Raw genomic sequence first — 22,736 nt, 5'->3', positions numbered from 1 at the left:
GCGCCGTGCTGGACGTCCTGGGCGGGTTCCTGCTGCTGGGAACGGTGGTCGGTGTCGGCTACGTGCTCGGGCGGTGGGAGGTCCTCGGCCAGGACGCCGAGGTCCCGCTCAGCCGGCTGTCCTTCGCCGTGGCCGCCCCCGCCCTGCTCTTCACGACGCTGTACGACGCAGAGGTGGGCGCGGTGATGTCGCCGGCGTCGGGGGTGGCGGTCGTCACCGCCACCCTCACGGCTGTGCTCTACGTGGTGGTGGCACGCAGCGTCCTGGGACGCCCCGGCGCCGAGACGGTCATCGGCGCCATGTGCGCGAGCTACGTGAACACCAACAACCTCGGCATACCTCTGCTCATCCTGGTCGTGGGCAGCGCCGCACCCGTCGCCCCGCTGCTGCTCTTCCAGGTACTGGTCATGCTGCCCGTCGGCCTGACCGCGCTCGACCTGCTCACCTCGGGGAAGGGCTCGGGGTGGAGGGTTCTCCTGGGACCGGTGCGCAACCCCTACGTCCTGGCGGTGACCCTGGGACTGGGCGTCAGCCTCGTCGGCTGGAACCCACCACGGGTGCTCCTCGATCCCCTTGAGCTCCTCGGGGCGGCTGCGGTCCCGCTCATGCTGCTGGCCTTCGGCATCTCCCTCCACGGTGCACCCGCGCCGGGACGCGGTCCCGGACGTGACGCCGTCCTCCTGGCGGTCACGCTCAAGTCCCTCATCGCGCCGGCCCTCGCCCTGGGGATCGGCGCGGGCGTCCTCGGCCTCGCGGGCTCGGAGCTGCTCACCGCGATGGTGCTGGTCTCCCTGCCCACCGCGCAGAACATCTTCGTGCACGCCGTGCGCTACTCCACCTCGGTACCGCTGGCACGGGACTCCATCCTGCTCACCACCGCCCTCTCGCTACCCGTCATCCTGCTGGCGTCCGCCCTGGTGTCGGCGTAGGTCCCGCGACACGTCATCCTGAGGCACGACCGGGGTTGGTAGCCTGCTGTTCATGATCCGCCCGGTCGACCGTTGCCCCACTGGCACCGGCCTGTCCAGGGCGGGTGCTCCGTGAGCCTGCTCTGGACCCTCGTCATCTCCGCGGTGACGGTCCTCGCGACGTTCCCGCTCACCCGTTTCCTCGGTCGTCACGCCGGCTGGCCCATCGCCGCGCTCTACCTCGCGGCCGCGGCGGCGTTCTGGCCCGCCGCGGCGCAGGTCATGGCCGGGGACACGCCGACCTGGTCCATGCCGTGGGTGCCGACCCTGGGCCTGGACCTGTCGCTGCGCGCGGACGGCCTCGGCACGGTCTTCACCTTCATCGCCCTGGTCATCGGCGCGATCGTGCTCGCCTACTCCACGGCATACCTCAAGCCGGGCCGCAACCTCACCTTCTACTTCTACATGGCGATGTTCACCGTCTCCATGGTCGGGTTGGTGCTGGCGGACGACCTCATCCTGCTGTTCCTGTGCTGGGAGCTCACCAGCCTCGCCAGCTTCTTCCTCATCGCCCGGTCGGGGTATGCCGGTGAGGCCGCCTCGATGCGCACCCTGCTCATCACCTTCCTCGGCGGGCTCGGGCTGCTGGCCGCGGTCACCGCGATCATCGTGCGCACCGGCACGACCACGCTGTCCGAGGCGCTCGCCCACGAGGTGTGGGACACCAGCCCCGGTTTCACGGCCGCCGTGGCCCTGCTCGTCATCCTCGCGGCCTTCACCAAGTCGGCGCAGTTCCCCTTCCACGTCTGGCTGCCCGACGCCATGGCCGCCGCCACCCCGGTCAGCGCCTACCTGCACGCCGCCGCCGTCGTCAAGGCCGGCATCTTCCTGCTCATGCGCTTCTCCCCGGCCTTCCACGACGTGCCGGTGTGGAACGTCCTGCTCATCACGACCGGCCTCGTCACCTGCGGCATCGGCGGCTGGTTCGCGCTGCAGAAGACCGACCTCAAGAAGCTCATGGCCTACTCCACGGTCAGCCAGCTCGGCCTCATCGTCGCCACCATCGGCGTGGGCACGGAGTACGCCCTGGCCGCCGCCATCCTCCACGTGATCGCGCACGCGCTCTTCAAGTCCGGGCTCTTCATGATGGTCGGCGTCGTCGACCACGCGACCGGGACCCGCGACGTGCGACGGATGCCGGTGCTCTCCAGCGCCATGCCGATGGCCTTCTGGGTCACCGTGCTCGGGTGCGCCTCGATGGCCGGCGTCCCGCCCATGCTCGGCTTCGTCTCCAAGGAGAGCATCCTCACCTCGATGCTCGACTCCCCCTTCGGCGTGGTCGCCTCCTGGGCCGCCTTCCTCGGGGTCGCCCTGACCGCCATCCTCACCTTCGCCTACTGCGCGAAGATCGTCTTCAACGGCTTCTACGACGGCCGCGGCCAGGCCAAGTGGCCCGAGGACCGCCCGTTGCACACCACCCCGTGGGCCCTCGGGACCTTCGCCGCCATCCCCATCGTCGTCGGACTGCCGCTGGCCTTCGTGGTCGGCATCCTCGACACCCCGGTGGGCCGGGCCACCGCCGCCATGCTCCCCGCCGACGCCGAGGAGCCGCACCCGCACCTCGCCCTGTGGCACGGCGTCAACCTCGAGCTCATCACCTCGCTGGCGATCATCGCCGTCGGCGTGATGGTCATCCTGCGCCGCCGCTTCTTCTTCCCGGCCCGCGAGCACGACACCTTCTCCTTCGACGGCGCCGACGTCATCCGGGTCATCAACGACACCGCCGCCGACATCGGCAAGGCGCTGGGCGCCCTCGCCCGCGCCGACAACCCCACCCGCCACGTCGCCGTGCAGTTCGTCGCCCTCGCCGCCCTGGTGCTCGGCGGCGTGGGGGTCCTCGTCGCCCGCGACGAGCTCCTGCCGGTGCAGGAGGGGCTGGTCAGCCCGGTCGACGCGGTCGTGCTCGTCATCATCGCCGGGGCCGTGGTCGTCCTGGGCCGCGCCAGCTCCCGGCTCGCGGCGGTGGTCGCGCTGTCCACGATCGGCGCCGCCGTGACCGTCCAGATCTTCGCCCTCGGCGCACCCGACGTGGGCATGACCCAGCTGCTCGTCGAGGCACTCACCGTGCTGATGATCATGCTCGTGCTGCAGCGCCTCCCCCAGACCTTCGGGCGCGGGCCGCGGTGGGGCAACAAGGCCGCCCTGGTGCTCGCCGTCGTCGGCGGGCTGTCCGCCGGCGTGGCGACCTGGGCGCTGACCGGCCGTCGCGACCGCAGCGAGATCGCGATCTGGTACCTCACCGAGGGCCCGGTCGAGACGAGCGGCGACAACGTCGTCAACACGATCCTCGTGGAGTTCCGTGCCCTCGACACCTTCGGCGAGCTCACCGTGCTCGGGATGGCCGCGGCCGCCATGGTCGCCATCCTCTCCACGGTCCGCGACCGCTACCTCGACCCGCCCCCGGAGGCGGACCGCAACTACGTCGCGCCCCCGGAGGTGCCGCTGCAGGCCGAGGGGTCCACGGCATACCGCGCCATCGCCGAGGCCTGGGGCAACGCCGTGCCGATGCAGATCATGGTCCGGGTCACTGCGCCGCTGCTGGCGATCATCTCCACGATCCTCTTCCTGCGCGGCCACAACTCCCCCGGCGGCGGGTTCATCGCCGCGCTCGTGGGGTCGTCCATCGTGGCGCTGATCTACCTCGCCACCTCCCGCGACCGTGTCGTCGGGCCGCCCCGGCTCCCGCTGCGCCTCGTCGCGGTGGGCGTGCTCATCGCCATCGGCACGGGCATCTGGGGCATGCTCGGTCACGCGTCCTTCCTCGAGCCGCTGCACGGCTACGTCTTCGACATCCACGTCAGCACCTCGATGGTCTTCGACCTCGGCGTCTACCTCGCGGTGCTCGGCCTCGTCATGGAGGCCTTCAACCTGCTCGGCGCCACCGGTGGCCGCGAGGGCACCCGGGAGCGCGCCGACGAGTCGGTGGAGGGTGAGATCAGCGGCCCCATGGACACCTCCCGCGGCGAGCGGTATGCCGAGACGCGTCGCGGCATCCCCGGACGGCGGTCGACCTACCTGCAGCAGGACCGTCCCCCACGGCCGGGAGGTGGCCAGTGATCATCCCCATCACCGTCGGGGTCCTCACCGCGGGGGCCATCTACCTCATGCTGCAGCGCGGCATGGTGCGCATCATCTTCGGCCTGTCGCTGCTCGCCCACGCCGCCAACCTGGTCATCCTCTCCGCGGGCGTGACCGCCTGGCGCGGCGAGCCGTTCCCGGACGCGGCCGGGGCCGCGGACGCCGGTGACCCCCTGCCCCAGGCCTTCGTCCTGACCGCCATCGTCATCGCCCTCGCCGTGACCGTGCTCATGCTCGCCATGGCCGTCATCGGCCACAACGACGACACCAAGCGGATGCCCGAGACCGGGGAGACCCACCGCCGATGATGACCTCCGCCCTCCTCCCGTTCCTCGCCGTGCTGCCGATCGCCGCGTCCGCCGCCACCGTGCTCTGGCGCAACGCCACGTGGCAGCGGATCTGGCTGCTCGCCATCCCGGTCCTCACCGGGCTCGGCGCCCTCGACCTGCTGCTGCAGCACCGCGAGACCCCCGTCATCGCCGAGAACGTCGGCGCCTTCGTGCCCGGGGTCGCGATCCCCTTCGTCTCCGACACGCTCAGCGCGCTCATGATCCTGGTGACCTCGCTCACCGTGCTCATGTGCCTCGTCTTCATGACGATCACCGGGGAGAGCCGCTACCGGCTGGTGACCCCCCTCGTGCTCATGCTGCTCGGCGGGGTCAACGGCGCCTTCCTCACCGGCGACCTCTTCAACCTCTTCGTCTTCGTCGAGGTCATGCTGCTGCCCAGCTACGCCCTCATCGCGGTGACCGGCACGTGGCGGCGCCTGGGCGTGGGCCGGACCTTCGTCGTCGTCAACCTGCTCACCAGCACGATCCTGCTCATCGGGGTCGGCCTCGTCTACGCGACCGCCGAGACGGTCAACCTCGCGCTCCTCGTCGGCGCCGGCAGCGACCCGCGGACCATGCTCAGCTCGGGCGTGGTGCTGCTGGCGCTGTCGATCAAGGCCGCCATCGTGCCCCTGCACACCTGGCTGCCGCGGACCTACCCCGCCACCTCGGCCTCCGTCATGGCGCTGTTCAGCGCCCTGCACACCAAGGTCGCGCTGTACGCCCTGTACCGCGTCACGTCCACGCTCTACGAGGGTCAGCCCCCGTGGATCATGGTCCTCGCCGTCCTCGTGGGGCTCTCGCTGGTCGTCGGCTCCTACAGCACCTTCGGCGAGCGGGTCATGCGGCGGGCCCTGTCCTGGCAGATGGTCGCCGGCGTCGGGCACATCATGCTGGGCCTCGTGCTGTTCACCCAGTTCTCCCTGGGCGCCGGCATCTTCTACATGATCCACCACATCATCACGATGGGGGCCCTCATCCTCGGGGCCGGCGCCATCGAGCAGACCTACGGCTCGGGCCGGTACGAGCGGCTGTCGGGCATCATCCGTCGCGACCGGCTGCTGACCATCGGCTACGCCCTCGCCCTCATGTCGCTCATCGGGCTCCCCCCCAGCTCCGGCTTCTTCGGCAAGGTGGGTCTCGTGCAGGCCTCCGCCCAGGCGGGTGGTGCGTGGCAGGCGGTCTTCATCACGCTGATCTTCGTCGGTGCCCTCGGCTCGCTCGTCGCCATGCAGCGGCTGTGGGTCGGGGTGTTCTGGGGCCCCGACATGGAGGACTACCTCCCCGACTCCCCGGAGACGGGCCGCGGCACCACGGTCGCGCTGACCGACGACGTCCGGGTCACCCCCCGGCTCCTCGCCCCCATGGCCGTGCTCGTGCTCACCCAGCTCGCGATGTTCGTCTTCGCCGGACCGATCATGCAGGTGACCACCCGGGCGGCCCAGGGTCTGGTCGACCTGCAGCCCTACGTGCAGGCGGTGACCGGATGATCCCCAACCCACTGCGCGTCGGGGTCTACGCCGGCTGGCTGGCCGGCGAGGTCATCCGTGGCGCGCTGCGCATCGGGGTCGACGTCATCACCCCGAACCTGCGCATGTCCCCTGCGATCGTGGCGCTCCCCCTGCACTGCGAGACCGACCTGGAGATCAGCACCATGGCCTCCTCCATCACCATCACCCCCGGAACCATCACTCTCGGCATCGCCCCCCGCACCGGCGACTCGCCCCCCACCCTCTACGTCCACGCGCTCTACGGCGAGGACCGCGACTCCGTCATCGAGGACCTGCGGGACATGGAGCGTCGGCTCCTCGTCATGACCCGCGGGCGCCGGTCCGGGGAGCAGGCGATGGAGGGGGAACCGTCATGACCGTCATCGTGTGGACCACCGTGGTGATCCTGCTGCTCGCGGCCGTGCTGGGGCTCGTGCGGGTGATGCTCTCGCGCGACGACGCCTCGGTCGCCGCGGTGAGCGACCTCGTCTACTTCTGCGCGGTCGGCATCTTCCTCATGGTCGGGCTGAACGCCGAGTCGATCGTGCTGCTCGACGTCGCCTCCCTCGCCGCGCTCGTCGGCATCCTCGCGACGGTGTCGTTGGCCCGGATCCTCACCAGGGGGCGACGATGACGCTGCTGCTGACCATCCTCACCGGCGTGCTGTGCATCGGTGGCGCCATCTTCGTGCTGCTCAGCGCCATCGCCATGCTGCGCTCGCGGGACGGCCTGTCCCGGATCAACGTGCTCTCCAGCGCCACCGGCATGGGGCTGCCGTGGATCGCGACCGGGGTCTACATCCAGCACGTCGTGGTGCACGGCTTCGACGTCATCACCCTCATCAAGCTCCTGGTCGCCATCGCCGGCTTCATCATCATGAGCTCGGTCGCCTCCAACGCGCTCGGGCGGGCGGCCTACCGCTCGGGCGCCCCCCTCGACCCCGCCACGGACCCCAACGAGCTGGCCTGAGCCCCCACGCCCCCGGGCGACGGCGGCCGTCAGGTGACGGCGTGCAGCGCGGCGAGCTCGGCCTCCATGACCTGCTCGTCGCTGGCATCGAGCCGGACGTGCGCCAGGAGGGTGTGCAGCACGCGCAGCGCCGCGGCGGCGCGCTCGCCCCAGGAGGACAGGTAGCTGAACTGCCACCACCACATAGCCTCGGTCGGGCGCCCGGCGAGGTAGTGCTCCTGGCCGTGCGCGAGGTCCGCCGCCACGGCCACGAGGTCGTCCGAGAGCGAGCCACGCGTCACCTCGCCGGTGATGACAGGGTCCTCCAGGTCGCAGTAGTCGTCCAGACCCCCGAGCAGCGCGTGCAGCGCCTCGCGCACCCGTTCCAGGTCGGCGTCCGGGCCCGCGTCGGGCTCAAAGCGCTCGGCCGGCACCACGTCCACCAGGGCCCCCAGCCGCGCCCCGGCGGCGCACAGCTGCCCCACGCTGAGCAGCAGGAGCGGCAGCGCCGACTCGGCGGCCTCGCCCGACGCCACCTCCTCGAGACTGCTGAAGTAGGCGGCCACCTCGGCGTGCATGTCCTGCGCCGGCTGGGTCCAGTCGTCGACCATGTCCCCACCCTAGGGGCAACGGGGCGCGCGTGCTGGGCGTGCCGCGCGGCCCTCCCCACCGGTCCGCCGTCGGCGGATCAGGGCGTCGCCGTGCCGGTGGAGATCATCCGGCGGCCCTCGAAGGCGCGTCCGAGGGTGACCTCGTCGGCATACTCCAGGTCGCCGCCGACGGGGAGCCCGGACGCGAGGCGGCTGACCCGCACCCCGTCGTAGGGCTTGAGCAGGCGGGCGAGGTAGGTCGCGGTCGCCTCGCCCTCGAGGTTGGGGTCGGTCGCGATGATGACCTCGGCGACCTCGCCGTCGGCGAGCCTGGCGACCAGCTCGCGGACCCGCAGGTCCTCCGGTCCCACGCCACCGATGGGGTTGATGGCCCCGCCGAGCACGTGGTAACGGCCGCGGAACTCCCGGGTCCGCTCGACGGCGGCCACGTCCTGGCTCTGCTCGACGACGCAGATCATGCTCGGGTCGCGCCGGTCGTCCAGACAGATCCGGCAGCGCTCGGCCTCCGCCACGTTGCCGCAGACCTCGCAGAAGCGCACCTTCTCCCGGATCTGCAGCAGGGCCTCGGCGAGGCGGGTGATGTCCTCGGGGTCGGCCGCGAGCAGGTGGAAGGCCATCCGCTGGGCTCCCTTGGGGCCCACCCCGGGCAGCCGCCCCAGCTCGTCGATCAGGTCCTGGACCACGCCTTCATACACAGCACGCCACTGTATGCCGTGCCGCCGACGCCCGCGTCCAGGCTCGCCCGCCCCCGCGTCAGGCCGGGGTGTCGCCGGAGCGCTGGGCGTACTCCCCCGCCCACTCCTGACCCGACAGCTCACGGATGCGCTGCATGACCTCGTCGGTCAGCTCACGCCGGGCCCGGCCCTGGGGCACCCCGTCGAACCGGTCGGCGACGTGGATCGGCGCGCCGAACTCCACCCGCACCTTCGCCCGGCGCGGGAGGCGGCTCCCCACCGGCTGGATGTCCTGGGTGCCCTGCAACCCGACGGGCACGACCGGGCAGCCGGCCTCCAGGGCCAGCCAGGCGACCCCGGTCCGGCCGCGGTAGAGGCGCCCGTCGCGCGACCGGGTGCCCTCGGGGTAGATGCCGAACGCGCCACCCCCGCGCAGGTGCGCCAGGGCGAGATCGAGGGACTTCTGCGCCGCCCGGGTGTCGTCACGGTCCACGGGGATCGACCCCACCCCGGTGAACCACTCGCGGCTGATCCAGCCCTTGATGCCGGTGCCGGTGAAGTACTCGGACTTGGCGAGGAAGGCCACCTGGCGGGGGGCCGTGAGCGGGATGACGACGCTGTCGATGAACGAGCGGTGGTTGCTCGCGAGGATGACCGGCCCGTCCATCGGCACGTTGTCGCGCCCCACGACCTCGGGCCGCCAGATCACCGTGGCCAACGGGGTCACCACGGGATGGAGCAGCTCGTAGATCATGCCTGGGCCGTCCTCACGCCACGGGGTCGTCGTTGATGGCGATGACAGTACCGCCCAGCACGCTCTCGATGACCGGCTGCCCGACCGTGCCCGAGGTCGCGAGGTCCTCGTCGTCGTCGCTCGGGTCGGCGTCCGCCGGGTGCGCGGGCGCCGTCGCCGGCCGGTCGCCGGTGGCCGGCGGCCCGTCCGGGGCCGGCTCCGCGCCGGTCGCCCAGGCGGGCGCACCCTGGCCGGCGGTCCGGCGCGACCAGTCCGGCTGGTCCGGTGCCGGTCCGTCCGGCCGCCCACCGGCACCGAGCTGCTCGGCCAGACCCGGCTCGCCGGCGCCGGCGCCGCGCCGCGGCTGGCCGGGCGCCGGGTCGGCGCCGCCCCGCCCGCGCACCCGCACCGGGGCGGCGGCAGCCGACGGTGCCGCAGCGGCGGTGGCACCGCCGTCGCCGCTCGCACCACGCGTCCGCAGCCGTCCCCGCATCGGTGCGTCGGGGATGCCCTCGGGCACCGCGGGCGTGCGGGCCGACGGCACACCCGACGTGTCCGTCCGGGGTGACGCCGGGGTGGCGACGTCGGGCGGGCCGAGGTCCTCCGGGGGGGCCCAGTCGTCGGGCTCGGGCGGCTCCTCCGGCTCCGGCCCAGAGGGCTGCTGCGGTGCTGGCCCGGGTGGCTGCTGCGGGGCTCGCTCGGGTTCGTCGTCCGGCGGCTCGGGTGCCGCCTGGCCGCCCGGGCCGGGTGCAGGGCCTCCACCCGGCCGCGCCGCGGGTTGGCGGGGGCGGTTACCGGACCGGTGGTGGGACCCCGCGGCCTCCGCGGCCGCGGTGGGCGGCGCCGAGGGGGAGCTCCCCGAACCGGCGCGCCCGCCACCGCCACCGTCAGCGGGCGGGTGGCCACCGACCACGGTGGCCTCGATCCGGGTGTCGAGGGCGAGCGCGTCCAGCACCCCCTGGCGCAGCGCCTCCTCGTTGGAGGTGCCCATGAAGTGGCGGATCCACCGTTCGTCCGGCATCCCGACGAGCAGCCGTCGGCCGTCGAAGTCCACGACCTGGATCGACTCCAGAGCTCCTGCGGTGCGGCGACTGATCGAGCGCACGGCCGCGATGATCTCCGGCCAGTGCCGACGCAGCGCGGCCGTGTCCAGGTGACCGGGTGCCTGCGCACCGGGGTCCGGCCGCGGGCCGTCGACCTGCTGACCGCGGCCCTGCTCCTCGACCTGTCCCTGACCCGCGCCGCGCGCCTGCTCCCCGTCCACGGGGGCCGGGGCCGGCGCCGTCGGCGCCGATTCCCCGTCCGTGGCCCGCGCCTGCGCCACGGCCCGCTGCCGTGCCGAGGGCTGCGCGGGAACGCCCTGCCCGCCGGTGCTCGCCCCAGGACCACCGCCGGCGGCACCCGGGGGGCCCTCCTCGACCGGGGACGGGCCGCCACGCCGACCGGCGGCCACCCCGTCACCCGGGTGGTCGGCCGCGCCGAGCCGACGCTCGATCCGGTCCAGCCGGGCCCCGTGACCCTCCTCGCCCTGGGCCGCGGGCAGCAGCAGGCGGGCCGCCAGCAGCTCCAGGACCAGCCGGTAGGAGACCGCTCCGGTCATCTCCGAGAGGCCCTGGCTCACCAGGTCCCCCGCTCGCGACAGCCCGGCCGCGCCGTAGGCCTGCGCCTGCCGTCGCATCCGCTCCACCTGGTCCGCCGGCAGCCCGGGGAGGAGCCCGCCGGCCTGCTCGCCCACGGCGGCGAGGACGATGAGGTCGCGGTAGCGCTCGAGCAGGTCCTCGACGAAGCGCCGTGGGTCGTGCCCGGACTCCATGACCCGGTCGACCTGCGCGAAGACCGTGGCCGCGTCGCCGGCCGCGACCGCCTCGACGACGGCGTCGAGCAGCTCGACGTCGGTGAAGCCCAGCAGCGCCGCGGTGCGCTCGTAGGTGAGGCCGTCCTCGCCCGCGCCGGAGATGAGCTGGTCGAGCACCGACAGCGAGTCGCGCACGGAGCCGCCCCCGGCCCGGGTCACGAACGACAGCACGCCCGGCTCGAGGTGCACCCCCTCCGTCCGGCACAGCTGCTCGAGGTATGCCGTGAGCCGCTGCGGCGGGACGAGGTGGAAGGGGTAGTGGTGGGTGCGGGAGCGGATGGTCGCCAGGACCTTCTCCGGCTCGGTGGTCGCGAAGATGAACTTGACGTGCGGCGGGGGCTCCTCCACGACCTTGAGCAGGGAGTTGAAGCCCTCGCGGCTCACCATGTGGGCCTCGTCGATGATGTAGATCTTGTAGCGCGCCGTGGCGGGCCCGAAGGCCGCGCGCTCGCGCAGCTCGCGGGTGTCGTCCACCCGCCCGTGGCTGGCCGCGTCGATCTCGATGACGTCGACCGACCCGGCGCCGTCGCGGGCCAGCGCCACGCACGACTCGCAGGTGCCGCAGGGCTCGGGCGTGGGTCCCTGCTCGCAGTTGAGGCACCGGGCGAGGATGCGCGCGCTCGTGGTCTTGCCGCAGCCGCGCGGGCCCGAGAAGAGGTAGGCGTGGCTCACCCGCTCCGAGCGCAGCGCCTGCATGAGCGGCTCGGTGACGTGCTCCTGACCGATGACGTCCGCGAAGGTCTCCGGTCGGTAGCGGCGGTACAGGGCGATGCTCACAGGACCGACCCTAACGCCCTGGGCCGACAGCGCCCCCCGCCGATCACGCCGTCTGTGGACGACCCCTCTCGCGGCGGACGCGGCGCCACGCCGCGACGACGGACCAGCACACCGCGACAGCGAACAGGACCCAGACCCAGGAGACGAGGTCCGCGCCCCCACCGCTGACGAGGCGGTCGACCGCGAGGAGCACGACCACGGGCACCAGCGCCGTCCAGCCCCAGGCCGCCCGGCGGGCGCGGGCCACCCGGTCCCGGCCGAACCGCGCGGCGTAGGACGCAGGTGTCCCGAACTCCTCGCGCAGCCCGGCACCGGACCGGGCCGCGTGGGCCCTGGCCTCGCGGACGATCTCGGTCACCCTCGCCTCGCTCAGGTCCAACCGCAGCCGGAGGGTGCCGGCCAGCTCCCGCTGCCAGGCCTCGTCGTCCGAGGGGGCACCCCGCGGACCGGCCTGCGGCAGCACCCGCTCGAGCAGGCCGGCGAGCAGGGCGTACCCCACCGCGAGGAGGGCGAGCGAGAAGGTGCTGGTGGTGGCCAGGACGGCGTCCCGGGTGCCCAGCAGCAGCCACGCCAGCCCGGCGACCACCGCCGCCGCCACCCCGAGCCCGGCCGCCGCCGCGACGCCGACCGGGCGGCGGGTCAGCACCGACTCCCAGGTGGCGAGTGCCGCCACGACCCCCGTGCCCGCCAGCAGCGGCAGGAGGAGCAGGCCCCAGGTCACCTCCACCGACCACCCGTCCCGCAGGAGCCACACGAGCATCATCAGCAGGCTGACGAGGCAGGCCACCACCGACCCGAGGACGGGGACGTCCCGCCATCTCGCGTCCGGGGTGGAGTCGACCGTCGCCATCCCGCGCTCGGCCCGGTCCGCGAGCCGCCCCGCGGCCCACTCGGGCGCAGGGCCGTAGAGCTCTGCGGGCCCCTCCCCGGTCTCGCGGACCAGGGGGAGAGCATCCCGCAGCTCCTCCAGGACGGGCTGCGGTGACACCTCCTCACGCACCAGGGTGAGGACCACCTCCTCGGCCCAGGCCTGGTCCTCCGCCCGCCCGCGGGCCTGGCGGTAGGCGCGCAGCACGGGGGTCAGCGGCCCCTCCGACCGTCGTGTCCTGCTCATGGTCCCTCCTCCGTCCGTAGCGCGTCGCCCAGCTCGGCCCAGCTCGCCAGTCCGCGGGCCAGGTGGGCGCCCTCCTCCAACCGCGCCAGCACCGGGTAGAGGGAGCCTCCACGGAGCCTCCTACGCCTCGGGACGCAGCACCGTCATGCGGTGGGCGGCCCGGGTGAGCACGACGTAGAGGGCCCGCACCCCGCCCGGGGCCTCCCGGACGACCGCGTCGGGGTCCACCACGACGGTGGCGTCGTACTCCAGGCCCTTGGTCGACAGCGGGTCGACGAGGACCACCTGCTCGCCGGTGACGACCTCGGCGAGCCGCTCGTGCCAGGACCAGGGGGCGATGACCGCGATCGCGCCGGACACCTGGGCGCGCAGGTCCGCCACCTCCTCGGCCACCCGGGCGGCCGTCTCCTCCACCCGCACGGTGACGTCGCGCGGCTCGTGGCCGGTCTCGCGCACCGCCTGCGGGATGTCGGCGTCCGGCACGTGCTCGGTGATGAGGCGCGCCGCCAGGTCGAAGATCTCCCGGGCGTTGCGGTAGTTGGTGTCCATGTGGAAGGCCCGTCGCGGCGCGCCACCGAAGGCCTCCTCACGGGCCTGTCCGGCCTCCGCGAGGTCGTCCCACGAGGCCTGGGCCAGGTCGCCCACGACGGTCCACGAGGCCCACCGACCACGCCGACCGAGCGTCCGCCACTGCATCGGCGAGAGGTCCTGGGCCTCGTCGACCAGGACGTGGGCGTACTCCTCGGACTCACCCACCCGTCCGGCGAGCAGCCGCTCGCGCGGGTCGGCGGACACCCTCTGCCCCCGACCGGGCGCCACCCCCGCGTCGGTCGCTCCGTCCGCGCCGACCCGCAGGGCGGAGACGCCGTACTGGCTGGCGTCGTCGAGCTCCTCGATCTCGTAGAACCCGCGCTCCTCGCTCGGCAGGTCCACCACGGGCCCCAGCCGGGCGGCGAGGTCGTCGACGAGCGCGACGTCGGCCACGGTCCACGTCCCGAGCCGCAGGGCCTCCTGGTAGGACGACGCGAGACCGGCCGCGGCGTCGGCGTCCAGCCCCCCGAGCCGGCGGACGAGGCCCTCGTCGGCGAGCCAGAGCAGCATCTCGCGGGGATCGAGCGGGCGCCACCAGTGCCGCATGAACGTCTCGACGTCCCCGGAGTCGCGGAACCGGTCGAGGAAGTCGTCGCGCTCGCCGTGCTCGACCTGGGCCCAGGCCAGCTGCGCCAGCGCCTCGACCGCCGCGTCGTAGCCGGCGTTGCGGTGGTGGTGCCGCAGCACCTGGGCGCGAGCCCGGTCGAGGTCCGGGGCGTCCAGCCGGATGGCGTGCCCCGCGACGAAGGTGCGCAGCTGCACGGGCGCCTCCGGGATCGGCTCGCGGACCAGCCGGGCGAGCAGGCGGCGGACCCGGAGGCTGCCCTTGGTGGCAGAGACCGACGGCGGGTCCAGCCGGGTGGCGGTGATGCCGCCGAGGACGTCCCCCAGCGAGCGCAGCACGACCGAGTCCTCCCCCAACGAGGGCAGGACCCGCTCGATGTATGCGGTGTAGGCGGCGGACGGACCGACGACCAGCACCCCGCCGCCCTCGAACCTGCGGCGGTCGGAGTAGAGCAGGTAGGCCGCACGATGCAGCGCGACCACCGTCTTGCCGGTGCCCGGGCCCCCGGTGATCTCGGTGACGCCCCGGGCGGGGGCCCGGATGGCCTCGTCCTGGTGGTGCTGGATGGTGGCGACGATGTCGCGCATCCGGGCGCCCCGGCTGCGGGTCAGCGCGGCCAGCAGGGCCCCGTCGCCGACCACGACGACGTCCTCCGGCGGCTCGGCCACCATGAGGTCGTCCTCGACGCCCACGACCTGCACCCCTCGGCAGCGCAGCACCCGGCGGCGCAGGACGCCGTGCGGGTCGACCGGGGTGGCGCGGTAGAACGGCGCGGCGGCCGGCGCCCGCCAGTCCACGACGAGCGGCTCGTAGTCGTCGTCGCGCACCCCGAGCCGGCCGACGTAGCGCACCTCCCGGGTGGCTCCGTGCTCGTCGGGCACCTCGTGCTCGAGGTCGAGCCGACCGAAGACGAGGCCCTCGTGCTGGTGCTCCAGCGAGGCCCGTCGCCTGCTGGCGGAGTAGACGAGCGCGTCCCGCTCGAACAGCCCGGCCATCTCCTCCTCCCGGGGGTCCCCGGTGCCCCGGCGGTCGGTCTGCCCCCGGGCCATGCCCTCCGCGTGCACCAGCTCGACGCGCGCGGCAGCCTTGCCCAGCTCGGCGTAGACCTTGTCCACGTGCGCCTGCTCCGCTGCGATCTCGGCCGCGACCGTCTGGTCGGTCGTCGCCAGCTCGGTCATCCGCCCACCTTCCGTGCGATCTCCCGGGGGCGCAGCGCCTCGACGGCGGCCCCCGCAAAGTCGGCAGTCTATCGGTCCCCGGCGTCAGACCCAGCCGCGGCGGACCGCCTGGGCACCGGCATGGAAGCGGGTGGCCGCCCCGAGGTGCTCCATGACGTAGCGGACACGCCGCTCGACGGTGCGCACCGAGATGTCGCACCGCCGGGCGATCACCTGGTCCGACGCCCCGCTGACGAGGAGGGTGAGGATGGTCTGGTCGCGCTCGTCCAGCGGTGCCGCCGACCCGCCCACCTCCCTGCGCCGGTTGGCGTCCCGCATCGCGCCGTAGGGGGCCGCCAGCAGCCAGGTCCGCTCGATGAGGCTGGCGACGGCGGCCACCGGGGCCGGCATCCGGGCCTCGAAGGACCCGACGCCCTCGGGGTCGAACCGGCTGATGTCCACGAGCGTGGCGTCGTCGTCGCAGACGACCGCGGTCACCGGCACCCCGTTGCCGGTCCGGACGAGGGCGCCGTCGCGCACCGCCTGCTCCATCACCGCCACCGTGGCGGGGAGCTCCAGCAGCCCGGTGTCGAGGATGAGCCGCCGGTCGACCCCTGCCCGCACGGAGAGGAGCCCGGGGTCGGCGGCCGCGAGCTCGAGCAGCCTGCGGCTCGCCACCGAGCCGTCGATCGCCCACCACAGCCGCTCGGTGGTGGCCAGGTGCATGGCGGTGATCCGACCCACGATGTCGTCGACCCCGCCGAGGAAGTCCATGCCGGGGACGACGCGCTGCACCCCGCCGTCCGCCGCCCGCCGCCACGCCCGCTCCAGCTCCCCGGCCGTGGCCCGGGCCAGCCGCAGCCGGTGCTCGGTCTCGGCGGCATACCGGGCCACCGCCTCGCGCGGCGGCACCACGTCCCAGGTCCCGGGCGTGCCGCCCGGCCGCAGGAAGCCCCGCGCCTCCAGCTCGGCCGTGGCCACGTCGATCTCCTCGTCCGTGAGGCCGGCGTCCTTGAGGGCGGGTCGCGAGGGGCTGCCGAGGCGCACCGCCCGGCGGAACACCGCGGAGACGAAGTCCTCGTAGGCCGCGCCGTGCAGGCGTGCGGGGGGCTGGGCGTCCATCCCCCCATGATGTCGGATGTCCGCCAACGGCAGCATTCCGACGTGCCTGGCGTGACATCGTCCTCGTGGTGTGCCACTGTGGAGAGGTCGGTTCCGACCGGCGCAGGGACCGTGTGTGTCGCGTGGGCAGCCCCCCATCAGCCCGTGACGACCCTGCCCTGCCGATGGCCCTCCTGGGAGATATCCCCCCTGCCTCCCAGGAGGGTCATCCTCGTCCACCGAGCGCCCCCGCGCCGGCCCGCTCGCTCCACCCGCGGCTCCTCCGGGTGCCTGGGGCCAGTAGGCTGCTGGCCCGTGGTGGTCCTCGTCCTCGGCTCGGGCGCGCGTGAGCACGCCCTGGTCCGCTCCCTGGCCCGCGATCCCTCGGTCGACGAGGTGCTCGCCCTGCCCGGCAACCCCGGGATCTCCGCGCTGGCGCGGTGCCTGCCGGGCGACCCTGCGGACCCCGCGACCGTCGTCGCCGCCACCCGCTCGCACGCGGTGGACCTCGTCGTCGTCGGGCCGGAGGCGCCGCTGGTGGCCGGGGTCGCCGACGCCGTGCGCGATGCCGGTGTCGACTGCTTCGGACCCAGCGCCCGGGCCGCCCTGCTGGAGGGCAGCAAGGCGTTCGCCAAGGAGGTCATGGCGGCCGCGGGCGTCCCCACCGCGGCCGCGCACGTGTGCACCGAGGTCGCCCAGGTCGAGCTGGCCCTGGAGGCCACCGGCGCGCCCTACGTCGTCAAGGAGGACGGTCTCGCCGCCGGCAAGGGGGTCGTGGTCACGGAGGACCGGGACGCGGCCCTCGAGCACGCTGCCGCCTGCCTGTCCCGCGAGGGCGGCCGGGTCGTGGTGGAGGACCACCTCGACGGCCCCGAGGTCTCGCTCTTCTGCCTGAGCGACGGCACCGACGTCGTGGCCCTGGAGCCGGCGCAGGACTTCAAGCGGGTCGGCGAGGGCGACAACGGCCCGAACACCGGGGGCATGGGCGCCTACTCGCCGCTCACCTGGGTCCCGGAGGACCTGGTGCCCGGGGTGCTGAGCACGATCGCCCGTCCGACGGTCGCGGAGATGGCGCGGCGGGGGACGCCCTTCGTCGGGGTCCTCTACGTCGGCCTCGCGCTGACGAGCTCGGGTCCGCGGGTGGTCGAGTTCAACGCCCGCTTCGGCGACCCCGAGACCCAGGTCGTCCTGGCCCGTCTGCGCACCCCGCTGGGAGGCGTCCTGCGGGCCGCCGCCCGCGGGAGCCTGGCCGCGCTCCCGCCGCTGGAGTGGGACCCGCGCACCGGGGTCAACGTCGTCGTCGCGGCCGAGCACTACCCCGGCACGCCCGCCACGGGCGACCCGGTCAGCGGGACCGAGGAGGCCGAGCGGGTGGAGGGGGTGCACGTGCTGCACGCCGGCACGGCCACCGACGACCACGGCGTCCTCGTCTCCTCGGGGGGCCGGGTGCTCAGCGTGGTCGCCGTCGCCGAGGACCTGCCGCGGGCGCGCGAGCGGGCCTATGCGGCGGTGGGCCGGATCGGTCTGCGCGGCGGCCACTCCCGCCCCGACATCGCGCTGGCGGCCGAGCAGGGCCGCGTGCGGATCCCGCAGGAGGACTGAGATGACCCTGAGCATCCCCGGCCACGAGCTGCTCTACTCCGGCAAGGTCCGCGGGCTCTACGCCCCGACCGACCCGGTGACCGGCCGGCGCGACGACACCCGCCTGCTGCTGGTCGCCTCCGACCGGGTCAGCGCCTACGACCACGTCCTCTCGACGCCGGTCCCGGACAAGGGCGCGATCCTCACCCAGATGTCGTTGTGGTGGTTCGACCAGCTCGCGGACCTCGTCCCGCACCACGTCCTGTCCACCGACGTGCCGGACGAGGTCGCCGGGCGCGCCGTCTACGTGCGCCGCCTCACCATGCTGCCGGTGGAGTGCGTGGCCCGGGCCTACCTCACCGGGGGCGGCCTGGCCGAGTACGCCGCGACGGGCACCGTCTCCGGGGTGCGGCTGCCGCAGGGCCTGGTCGACGGCTCCCGGCTGCCGGAGCCGGTCTTCACCCCGAGCACCAAGGCGCCGCAGGGCCAGCACGACGAGCCGATCAGCCTCGAGCAGGTCGCGGACCTCGTGGGCCCCGGGCTGGCCGACCGCCTGCGCGACCTCACCGTGGCGATCCTGGCGCGCGGGGACCAGGTCGCCGCCGGACGCGGCATCCTCATCGCCGACACCAAGGTCGAGTTCGGCGTCGACCCCGCCCACCTGCCGCCCCCCGGCGCGGACGGCCGCCCCGACTGGCGGGCGGTGGACCCCGACCACCTCGAGATCCGCCTCGCCGACGAGGTCCTCACCCCCGACTCCTCGCGCTTCTGGCGCGCCGCGGACTGGGAGCCGGGGCGCGCCCAGACCTCCTACGACAAGCAGGTGCTGCGCGACTGGCTCACCTCTCCCGCGAGCGGGTGGGACCGTGCGTCCGACACGCCCCCGCCCGCCCTGCCGGCGGACGTCGTCCAGCTCACCCGGTCCCGCTACGTCGAGGCCTACGAGGCCCTCACCGGCCAGACCTTCCACCCCCGGGCCTGACCCGCCGCCATCCACCCCGCCAGGAGCCGCACCGACATGGCCGCCCCCGACCTCGTCCTCACCACCGTGCCGGGCGGGTCCGCCCTGTCCCCCTTCCGCGCCGAGGGTCTGCTGCGCCGCCTGCGACGGGTGGCCCCGCAGGTCGCCGGCCTGACCGCCCGCCACGTCCTCGTGGTCGCGACCGACGAGGAGCCGACACCCGCAGAGCGTCAGGCCCTGGCCGCCATCCTCGACCACGGCGAGCCCTGGCCCGAGGGCGAGGGCGAGGGCGAGGGCGAGGGCGACGGGGCGGGCGAGCCGCGGCATACCTCGCTCGTCGTCGTCTCCCCCCGGCTCGGCACGATCTCGCCGTGGTCCAGCAAGGCGACCGACATCCTGCACAACTGCGGCCTCGACGTGCGCCGCGTCGAGCGGGTGACCGAGCTCCACCTCGCGCTGGACGGCGCCCCGCTGGACGAGCCCACCTGGGCCGCCTGCGCGGAGGTGCTCCACGACCGGATGACGGAGTCGGCGCTGCCCACCCGCGAGGCCACCGTGCTGCTCTTCGCCGAGCGGGACGCCGCGCCGATGGAGCGGGTGGACGTGCTCGGTCGCGGCCGCGCGGCGCTGGAGGAGGCGGACACCGCCTTCGGGCTGGCGCTCTCGCCGGACGAGATCGACTACCTCGTCGAGTCGTTCACCGCGCTGCGGCGCAACCCGACCGACGTCGAGCTGACGATGTTCGCCCAGGCCAACTCCGAGCACTGCCGGCACAAGATCTTCAACGCCGACTTCGTCATCGACGGCCAGGTCCAGGAGCACAGCCTCTTCGGGATGATCCGGCACACCGAGGCCGTCGCCGGGCAGGGCACCGTCGTCGCCTACAAGGACAACGCCTCGGTCATGCAGGGCGGTCGGGTCTCCCTGTTCCGCCCCGAGGGCGACGGCTCCGGCCACGGGGAGCGGTATGCCGTGCACGAGGACACCGTCCACGTCCTCATGAAGGTCGAGACGCACAACCACCCCACCGCCATCTCGCCCTTTCCCGGGGCCGCGACCGGCGCCGGGGGCGAGATCCGCGACGAGGGCGCGACCGGCCGCGGCAGCGCCCCCAAGGCCGGGCTGACCGGCTTCGCGGTCAGCCACCTGCACCTGCCCGGCACGCAGGAGCCCTGGGAGACCGCCGACCCCGGCCCCGGGTCCCCCGACCACCTCGCGACCCCGCTGGACGTCATGCTGGACGGGCCGCTCGGGGCAGCCGCCTTCAACAACGAGTTCGGCCGGCCCGGGCTCGGGGGCTTCTTCCGGGTCTACGAGCAGACCGTGGACGGGGTGCGCCGCGGCTTCCACAAGCCGGTCATGAGCGCCGGCGGGCTGGGGACGATCAGCGCGGGGCAGACCGAGAAGGTGCGCTTCCCCGCCGGAACGCTCCTCGTGCAGCTCGGCGGCCCGGGCATGCGGATCGGGATGGGCGGCGGGGCGGCCAGCTCGATGGCGTCCGGCACCAACGCGGCCGAGCTCGACTTCGACTCGGTGCAACGGGGCAACCCGGAGATGCAGCGGCGGGCCCAGGAGGTCATCAACCACTGCTGGTCGCGCGGCGCGGACAACCCGGTCCTGGCGATCCACGACGTCGGCGCGGGCGGGCTCTCCAACGCCTTCCCCGAGCTGGTGGACGACGCCGGGCTCGGCGCCCGCTTCGACCTGTCGCGGGTGCCGCTGGCCGAGACCGGCCTGTCGCCCAAGGAGATCTGGTCCAACGAGAGCCAGGAGCGCTACGTCCTGGCGATCGCGCCGGCGTCGCTGGCGGACTTCGCGGCCCTGTGCGAGCGCGAGCGGTGCCCCTTCGCGGTCGTCGGCACCGCCCAGGAGGAGACCGAGCTGGTGGTCACCGACGGGCGGGCGCAGCGGGACGCGGTGACCTCGCCGGAGGACCCGCAGGAGGACCCGCAGGACGGTCCGGGCTCGACCGAGGTCGTCGCCGACGCCCCCGTCGACATGCCCCTGGGGGTGCTGCTGGGCAAGCCGCCACGGACGACCCGCGACGTGCACCGCGTGGTGCGCCGGACCGACGAGCTCGACCTGGAGGGGCTGGACGCCGGTGGCCTGCGGGAGGCGGCCTACGCCGTCCTGCGGCACCCCAGCGTCGCGTCCAAGCGCTTCCTCATCACCATCGGCGACCGCACCGTCGGCGGGCTCAGCCACCGCGACCAGATGGTCGGGCCGTGGCAGGTGCCGGTCGCCGACGTCGCGGTCACGCTGTCGGACCACCTCGGGCTCGGCGGCCAGGCCATGGCCAGCGGGGAACGGATGCCGCTCGCCGCCGTCGACGCACCCGCGTCCGGCCGGATGGCCGTCGGCGAGGCGCTGACCAACCTGCTCGCCGCGCCCGTCACGCCCCTGTCGGACGCCTCACCGCTGTCCGGGGTCAAGCTCTCCTGCAACTGGATGGCCGCCTGCGGCGAGCCCGGTGAGGACGCCGCGCTGCACGACACCGTCCGGGCCGTCGCGCTGGAGCTGTGCCCCGCGCTGGACGTCTCCGTGCCCGTGGGCAAGGACTCGCTGTCGATGCGCACCCGGTGGGCCGACGAGGACGGGACGCAGCAGCAGGTCACCTCCCCGGTCTCGCTCGTCGTCTCGGCCTTCGCCTCGCTGCCCGACGTCCGCGGCACCCTGACGCCGCAGCTCCACGCGGGGTCCGAGCTGCTGTTCGTCGACCTCGGCGCCGGGGCGGACCGCCTCGGGGGCTCCATCCTGGCCCAGGTGCGGGGCGCGTTCGGCGGCACCGTCCCGGACCTGGACGACCCGGCGCGCCTCACCGGCCTCGCCGCCGCACTGACCGGGCTGCGCGCGCAGGGGCTCGTGACGGCCTACCACGACCGCTCCGACGGCGGGCTCTGGGCGACGCTCGTCGAGATGGCGCTCGCCGGTGGGGTCGGGCTCGACGTCGCCCTCCCGTCGGGGCGCGGGCCGGCAGCCCTCTTCACCGAGGAGCTGGGCGTCGTGCTGGAGGTGCCCGCCGGCCGGGTCGAGCAGGCCGAGGACGTGCTGCGCGCGCACGGCCTGGGCGACCTCACGAGCGTGCTCGGGCGCCCCACGACCGGGCGCCGCGTGCGCGTGCGCGCCGCGGACGGCACCGCGGGCGCGGCGCGCGGGACGCGCACCGGGGGCGCGACCGAGGACGTCCTGCTCGACGAGCCCCTCACCGACCTCGCGCAGGCCTGGGACGAGGTGTCCTGGCGGATCGCGTCGCTGCGGGACCACCCGGGCTGCGCCGACGAGGAGCACGCCGCCGTGGGCCGCGACGAGCCCGGGCTGCAGGTGTCACCGAGCTTCGACCCGACCGACGACGTCGCCGCGCCCTACGTCTCGCGCGGCGTCCGGCCCCGCGTGGCGATCCTGCGCGAGCAGGGTGTCAACAGCCACGTCGAGACCGCCTACGCCTTCCACCGCGCCGGGTTCGACGCGCTGGACGTGCACATGACCGACCTGCAGGCGGGGCGGGTCGACCTGTCCGACCCCGGGCTGGTGGGCCTGGTCGCGGCCGGCGGCTTCTCCTACGGCGACACGCTGGGGGCCGGCGAGGGCTGGGCCCGGTCGGTGCTCTTCAGCCCCGGTCTCACCGAGGCCGTCTCGGGCTTCTTCGCCCGGCCTGACACCTTCGCGCTGGGGCTGTGCAACGGGTGCCAGATGTTCGCCGCGCTCGCCGACCTGATCCCCGGCGCGTCCGCCTGGCCCCGCTTCGTGCGCAACCGCAGCGAGCAGTACGAGGCGCGCCTGTCCCAGGTCGAGGTCCTCGACAGCCCGTCGCTCTTCTTCGCCGGGATGGCCGGGTCACGCCTGCCCATCGCCGTGGCGCACGGCGAGGGCCGCGCCGACTTCTCCCGGCAGGGCGACGAGCGCGCCGTCGCCGCCCTGACCGCGATGCGCTACGTCGACGGGCGGGGAGAGGTGGCGACGGCATACCCGCAGAACCCGAACGGCTCCCCCGGCGGACTCACCGCCGTCACCACGCCGGACGGGCGGTTCACCGCGATGATGCCGCACCCGGAGCGGGTCACGCGGAACGCCCAGCTGTCGTGGACGCCCGGGGCGCCGGAGGAGGCGAGCCCCTGGCTGCGGATGTTCCGCAACGCCCGGGTCTGGGTCGGCTGAGGCCCGGCGGCCACCGTGAGCGATGACTCCGAGGGGCCGGGCGGGTCG

General features: G+C 74.2%; 17 protein-coding genes. 10 read left to right on the top strand and 7 right to left on the bottom strand.

What is annotated here, in order from left to right:
• The first annotated feature begins 5 nt into the window (after positions 1-5).
• From Q0967_RS06930 to Q0967_RS06900, 7 genes are all read left to right on the top strand, one after another.
• Positions 6-929: an AEC family transporter gene (locus tag Q0967_RS06930; protein WP_298748276.1), complete on the top strand. Its 924-nt coding sequence runs from the start codon at positions 6-8 to the stop codon at positions 927-929.
• Between the two features lie 111 nt (positions 930-1,040).
• Positions 1,041-4,025, top strand: coding sequence for a DUF4040 family protein (locus Q0967_RS06925; RefSeq protein ID WP_298748279.1), 2,985 nt, complete (start codon positions 1,041-1,043; stop codon positions 4,023-4,025).
• The gene (locus Q0967_RS06920; protein ID WP_298748282.1) at positions 4,022-4,354 is read left to right on the top strand and encodes a sodium:proton antiporter; all 333 of its coding nucleotides are present in this window, start codon (positions 4,022-4,024) and stop codon (positions 4,352-4,354) included. Before Q0967_RS06925 ends, Q0967_RS06920 begins: the two co-directional genes overlap by 4 nt.
• Positions 4,351-5,865 carry a monovalent cation/H+ antiporter subunit D family protein gene (locus Q0967_RS06915; protein ID WP_363321979.1) on the top strand — a complete coding sequence of 505 codons (1,515 nt, stop codon included), beginning with the start codon at positions 4,351-4,353 and terminating at the stop codon, positions 5,863-5,865. Before Q0967_RS06920 ends, Q0967_RS06915 begins: the two co-directional genes overlap by 4 nt.
• The gene (locus Q0967_RS06910; RefSeq protein WP_298748283.1) at positions 5,862-6,242 is read left to right on the top strand and encodes a Na+/H+ antiporter subunit E; all 381 of its coding nucleotides are present in this window, start codon (positions 5,862-5,864) and stop codon (positions 6,240-6,242) included. The genes Q0967_RS06915 and Q0967_RS06910 overlap by 4 nt, the downstream gene beginning before the upstream one ends.
• On the top strand, positions 6,239-6,499 hold the full coding sequence (locus tag Q0967_RS06905; protein WP_298748286.1) for a transporter: 261 nt from the start codon (positions 6,239-6,241) through the stop codon (positions 6,497-6,499). Before Q0967_RS06910 ends, Q0967_RS06905 begins: the two co-directional genes overlap by 4 nt.
• The gene (locus Q0967_RS06900; protein ID WP_298748289.1) at positions 6,496-6,834 is read left to right on the top strand and encodes a monovalent cation/H(+) antiporter subunit G; all 339 of its coding nucleotides are present in this window, start codon (positions 6,496-6,498) and stop codon (positions 6,832-6,834) included. Before Q0967_RS06905 ends, Q0967_RS06900 begins: the two co-directional genes overlap by 4 nt.
• 29 nt (positions 6,835-6,863) lie before the next feature.
• Here the strand turns inward: Q0967_RS06900 and Q0967_RS06895 are convergent, their stop codons facing one another.
• The 7 genes from Q0967_RS06895 to Q0967_RS06865 all read right to left on the bottom strand — a co-directional run bounded on the left by Q0967_RS06895 (position 6,864) and on the right by Q0967_RS06865 (position 16,012).
• The gene (locus Q0967_RS06895; protein ID WP_298748291.1) at positions 6,864-7,424 is read right to left on the bottom strand and encodes a DUF5063 domain-containing protein; all 561 of its coding nucleotides are present in this window, start codon (positions 7,422-7,424) and stop codon (positions 6,864-6,866) included.
• Positions 7,425-7,501: 77 nt separating this feature from the next.
• A complete protein-coding gene (gene recR / locus Q0967_RS06890; RefSeq protein ID WP_298748293.1) occupies positions 7,502-8,119 on the bottom strand; it encodes a recombination mediator RecR in 618 nt (205 codons plus the stop codon).
• A 58-nt stretch (positions 8,120-8,177) separates the two neighbouring features.
• The gene (locus tag Q0967_RS06885; RefSeq protein ID WP_298748295.1) at positions 8,178-8,852 is read right to left on the bottom strand and encodes a 1-acyl-sn-glycerol-3-phosphate acyltransferase; all 675 of its coding nucleotides are present in this window, start codon (positions 8,850-8,852) and stop codon (positions 8,178-8,180) included.
• A gap of 13 nt (positions 8,853-8,865) precedes the next feature.
• Positions 8,866-11,463: a DNA polymerase III subunit gamma and tau gene (locus Q0967_RS06880; protein WP_298748297.1), complete on the bottom strand. Its 2,598-nt coding sequence runs from the start codon at positions 11,461-11,463 to the stop codon at positions 8,866-8,868.
• Between the two features lie 43 nt (positions 11,464-11,506).
• A complete protein-coding gene (locus Q0967_RS06875) occupies positions 11,507-12,577 on the bottom strand; it encodes a hypothetical protein (protein WP_298748299.1) in 1,071 nt (356 codons plus the stop codon).
• Positions 12,578-12,697: 120 nt separating this feature from the next.
• The gene (locus Q0967_RS06870; RefSeq protein WP_299449513.1) at positions 12,698-14,911 is read right to left on the bottom strand and encodes a helicase; all 2,214 of its coding nucleotides are present in this window, start codon (positions 14,909-14,911) and stop codon (positions 12,698-12,700) included.
• Between the two features lie 84 nt (positions 14,912-14,995).
• On the bottom strand, positions 14,996-16,012 hold the full coding sequence (locus Q0967_RS06865) for a helix-turn-helix transcriptional regulator (protein ID WP_298748303.1): 1,017 nt from the start codon (positions 16,010-16,012) through the stop codon (positions 14,996-14,998).
• A gap of 294 nt (positions 16,013-16,306) precedes the next feature.
• Here Q0967_RS06865 and purD point away from each other — a divergent pair, with 294 nt between their 5' ends.
• Genes purD through purL form a run of 3 tightly spaced genes read left to right on the top strand, consistent with a single transcriptional unit; the run spans position 16,307 to position 22,688 of the window.
• Positions 16,307-17,593, top strand: a complete 1,287-nt coding sequence (gene purD / locus Q0967_RS06860; protein ID WP_298748305.1) for a phosphoribosylamine--glycine ligase — start codon at positions 16,307-16,309, stop codon at positions 17,591-17,593.
• A 1-nt stretch (position 17,594) separates the two neighbouring features.
• Entirely contained in the window at positions 17,595-18,554 is a 960-nt protein-coding gene (locus tag Q0967_RS06855) for a phosphoribosylaminoimidazolesuccinocarboxamide synthase (RefSeq protein WP_298748306.1), read from the top strand.
• 36 nt (positions 18,555-18,590) lie between these two features.
• Positions 18,591-22,688, top strand: coding sequence for a phosphoribosylformylglycinamidine synthase (purL, locus tag Q0967_RS06850; RefSeq protein ID WP_298748308.1), 4,098 nt, complete (start codon positions 18,591-18,593; stop codon positions 22,686-22,688).
• Positions 22,689-22,736 lie beyond the last annotated feature (48 nt).

The organism is uncultured Serinicoccus sp. (assembly GCF_947500995.1).
In the GTDB taxonomy this organism is placed as follows: domain Bacteria; phylum Actinomycetota; class Actinomycetes; order Actinomycetales; family Dermatophilaceae; genus Ornithinicoccus.
The sequence above is the reverse complement of the archived record's forward strand: the minus strand, read 5'-3'. Positions and strand labels throughout refer to the sequence as shown.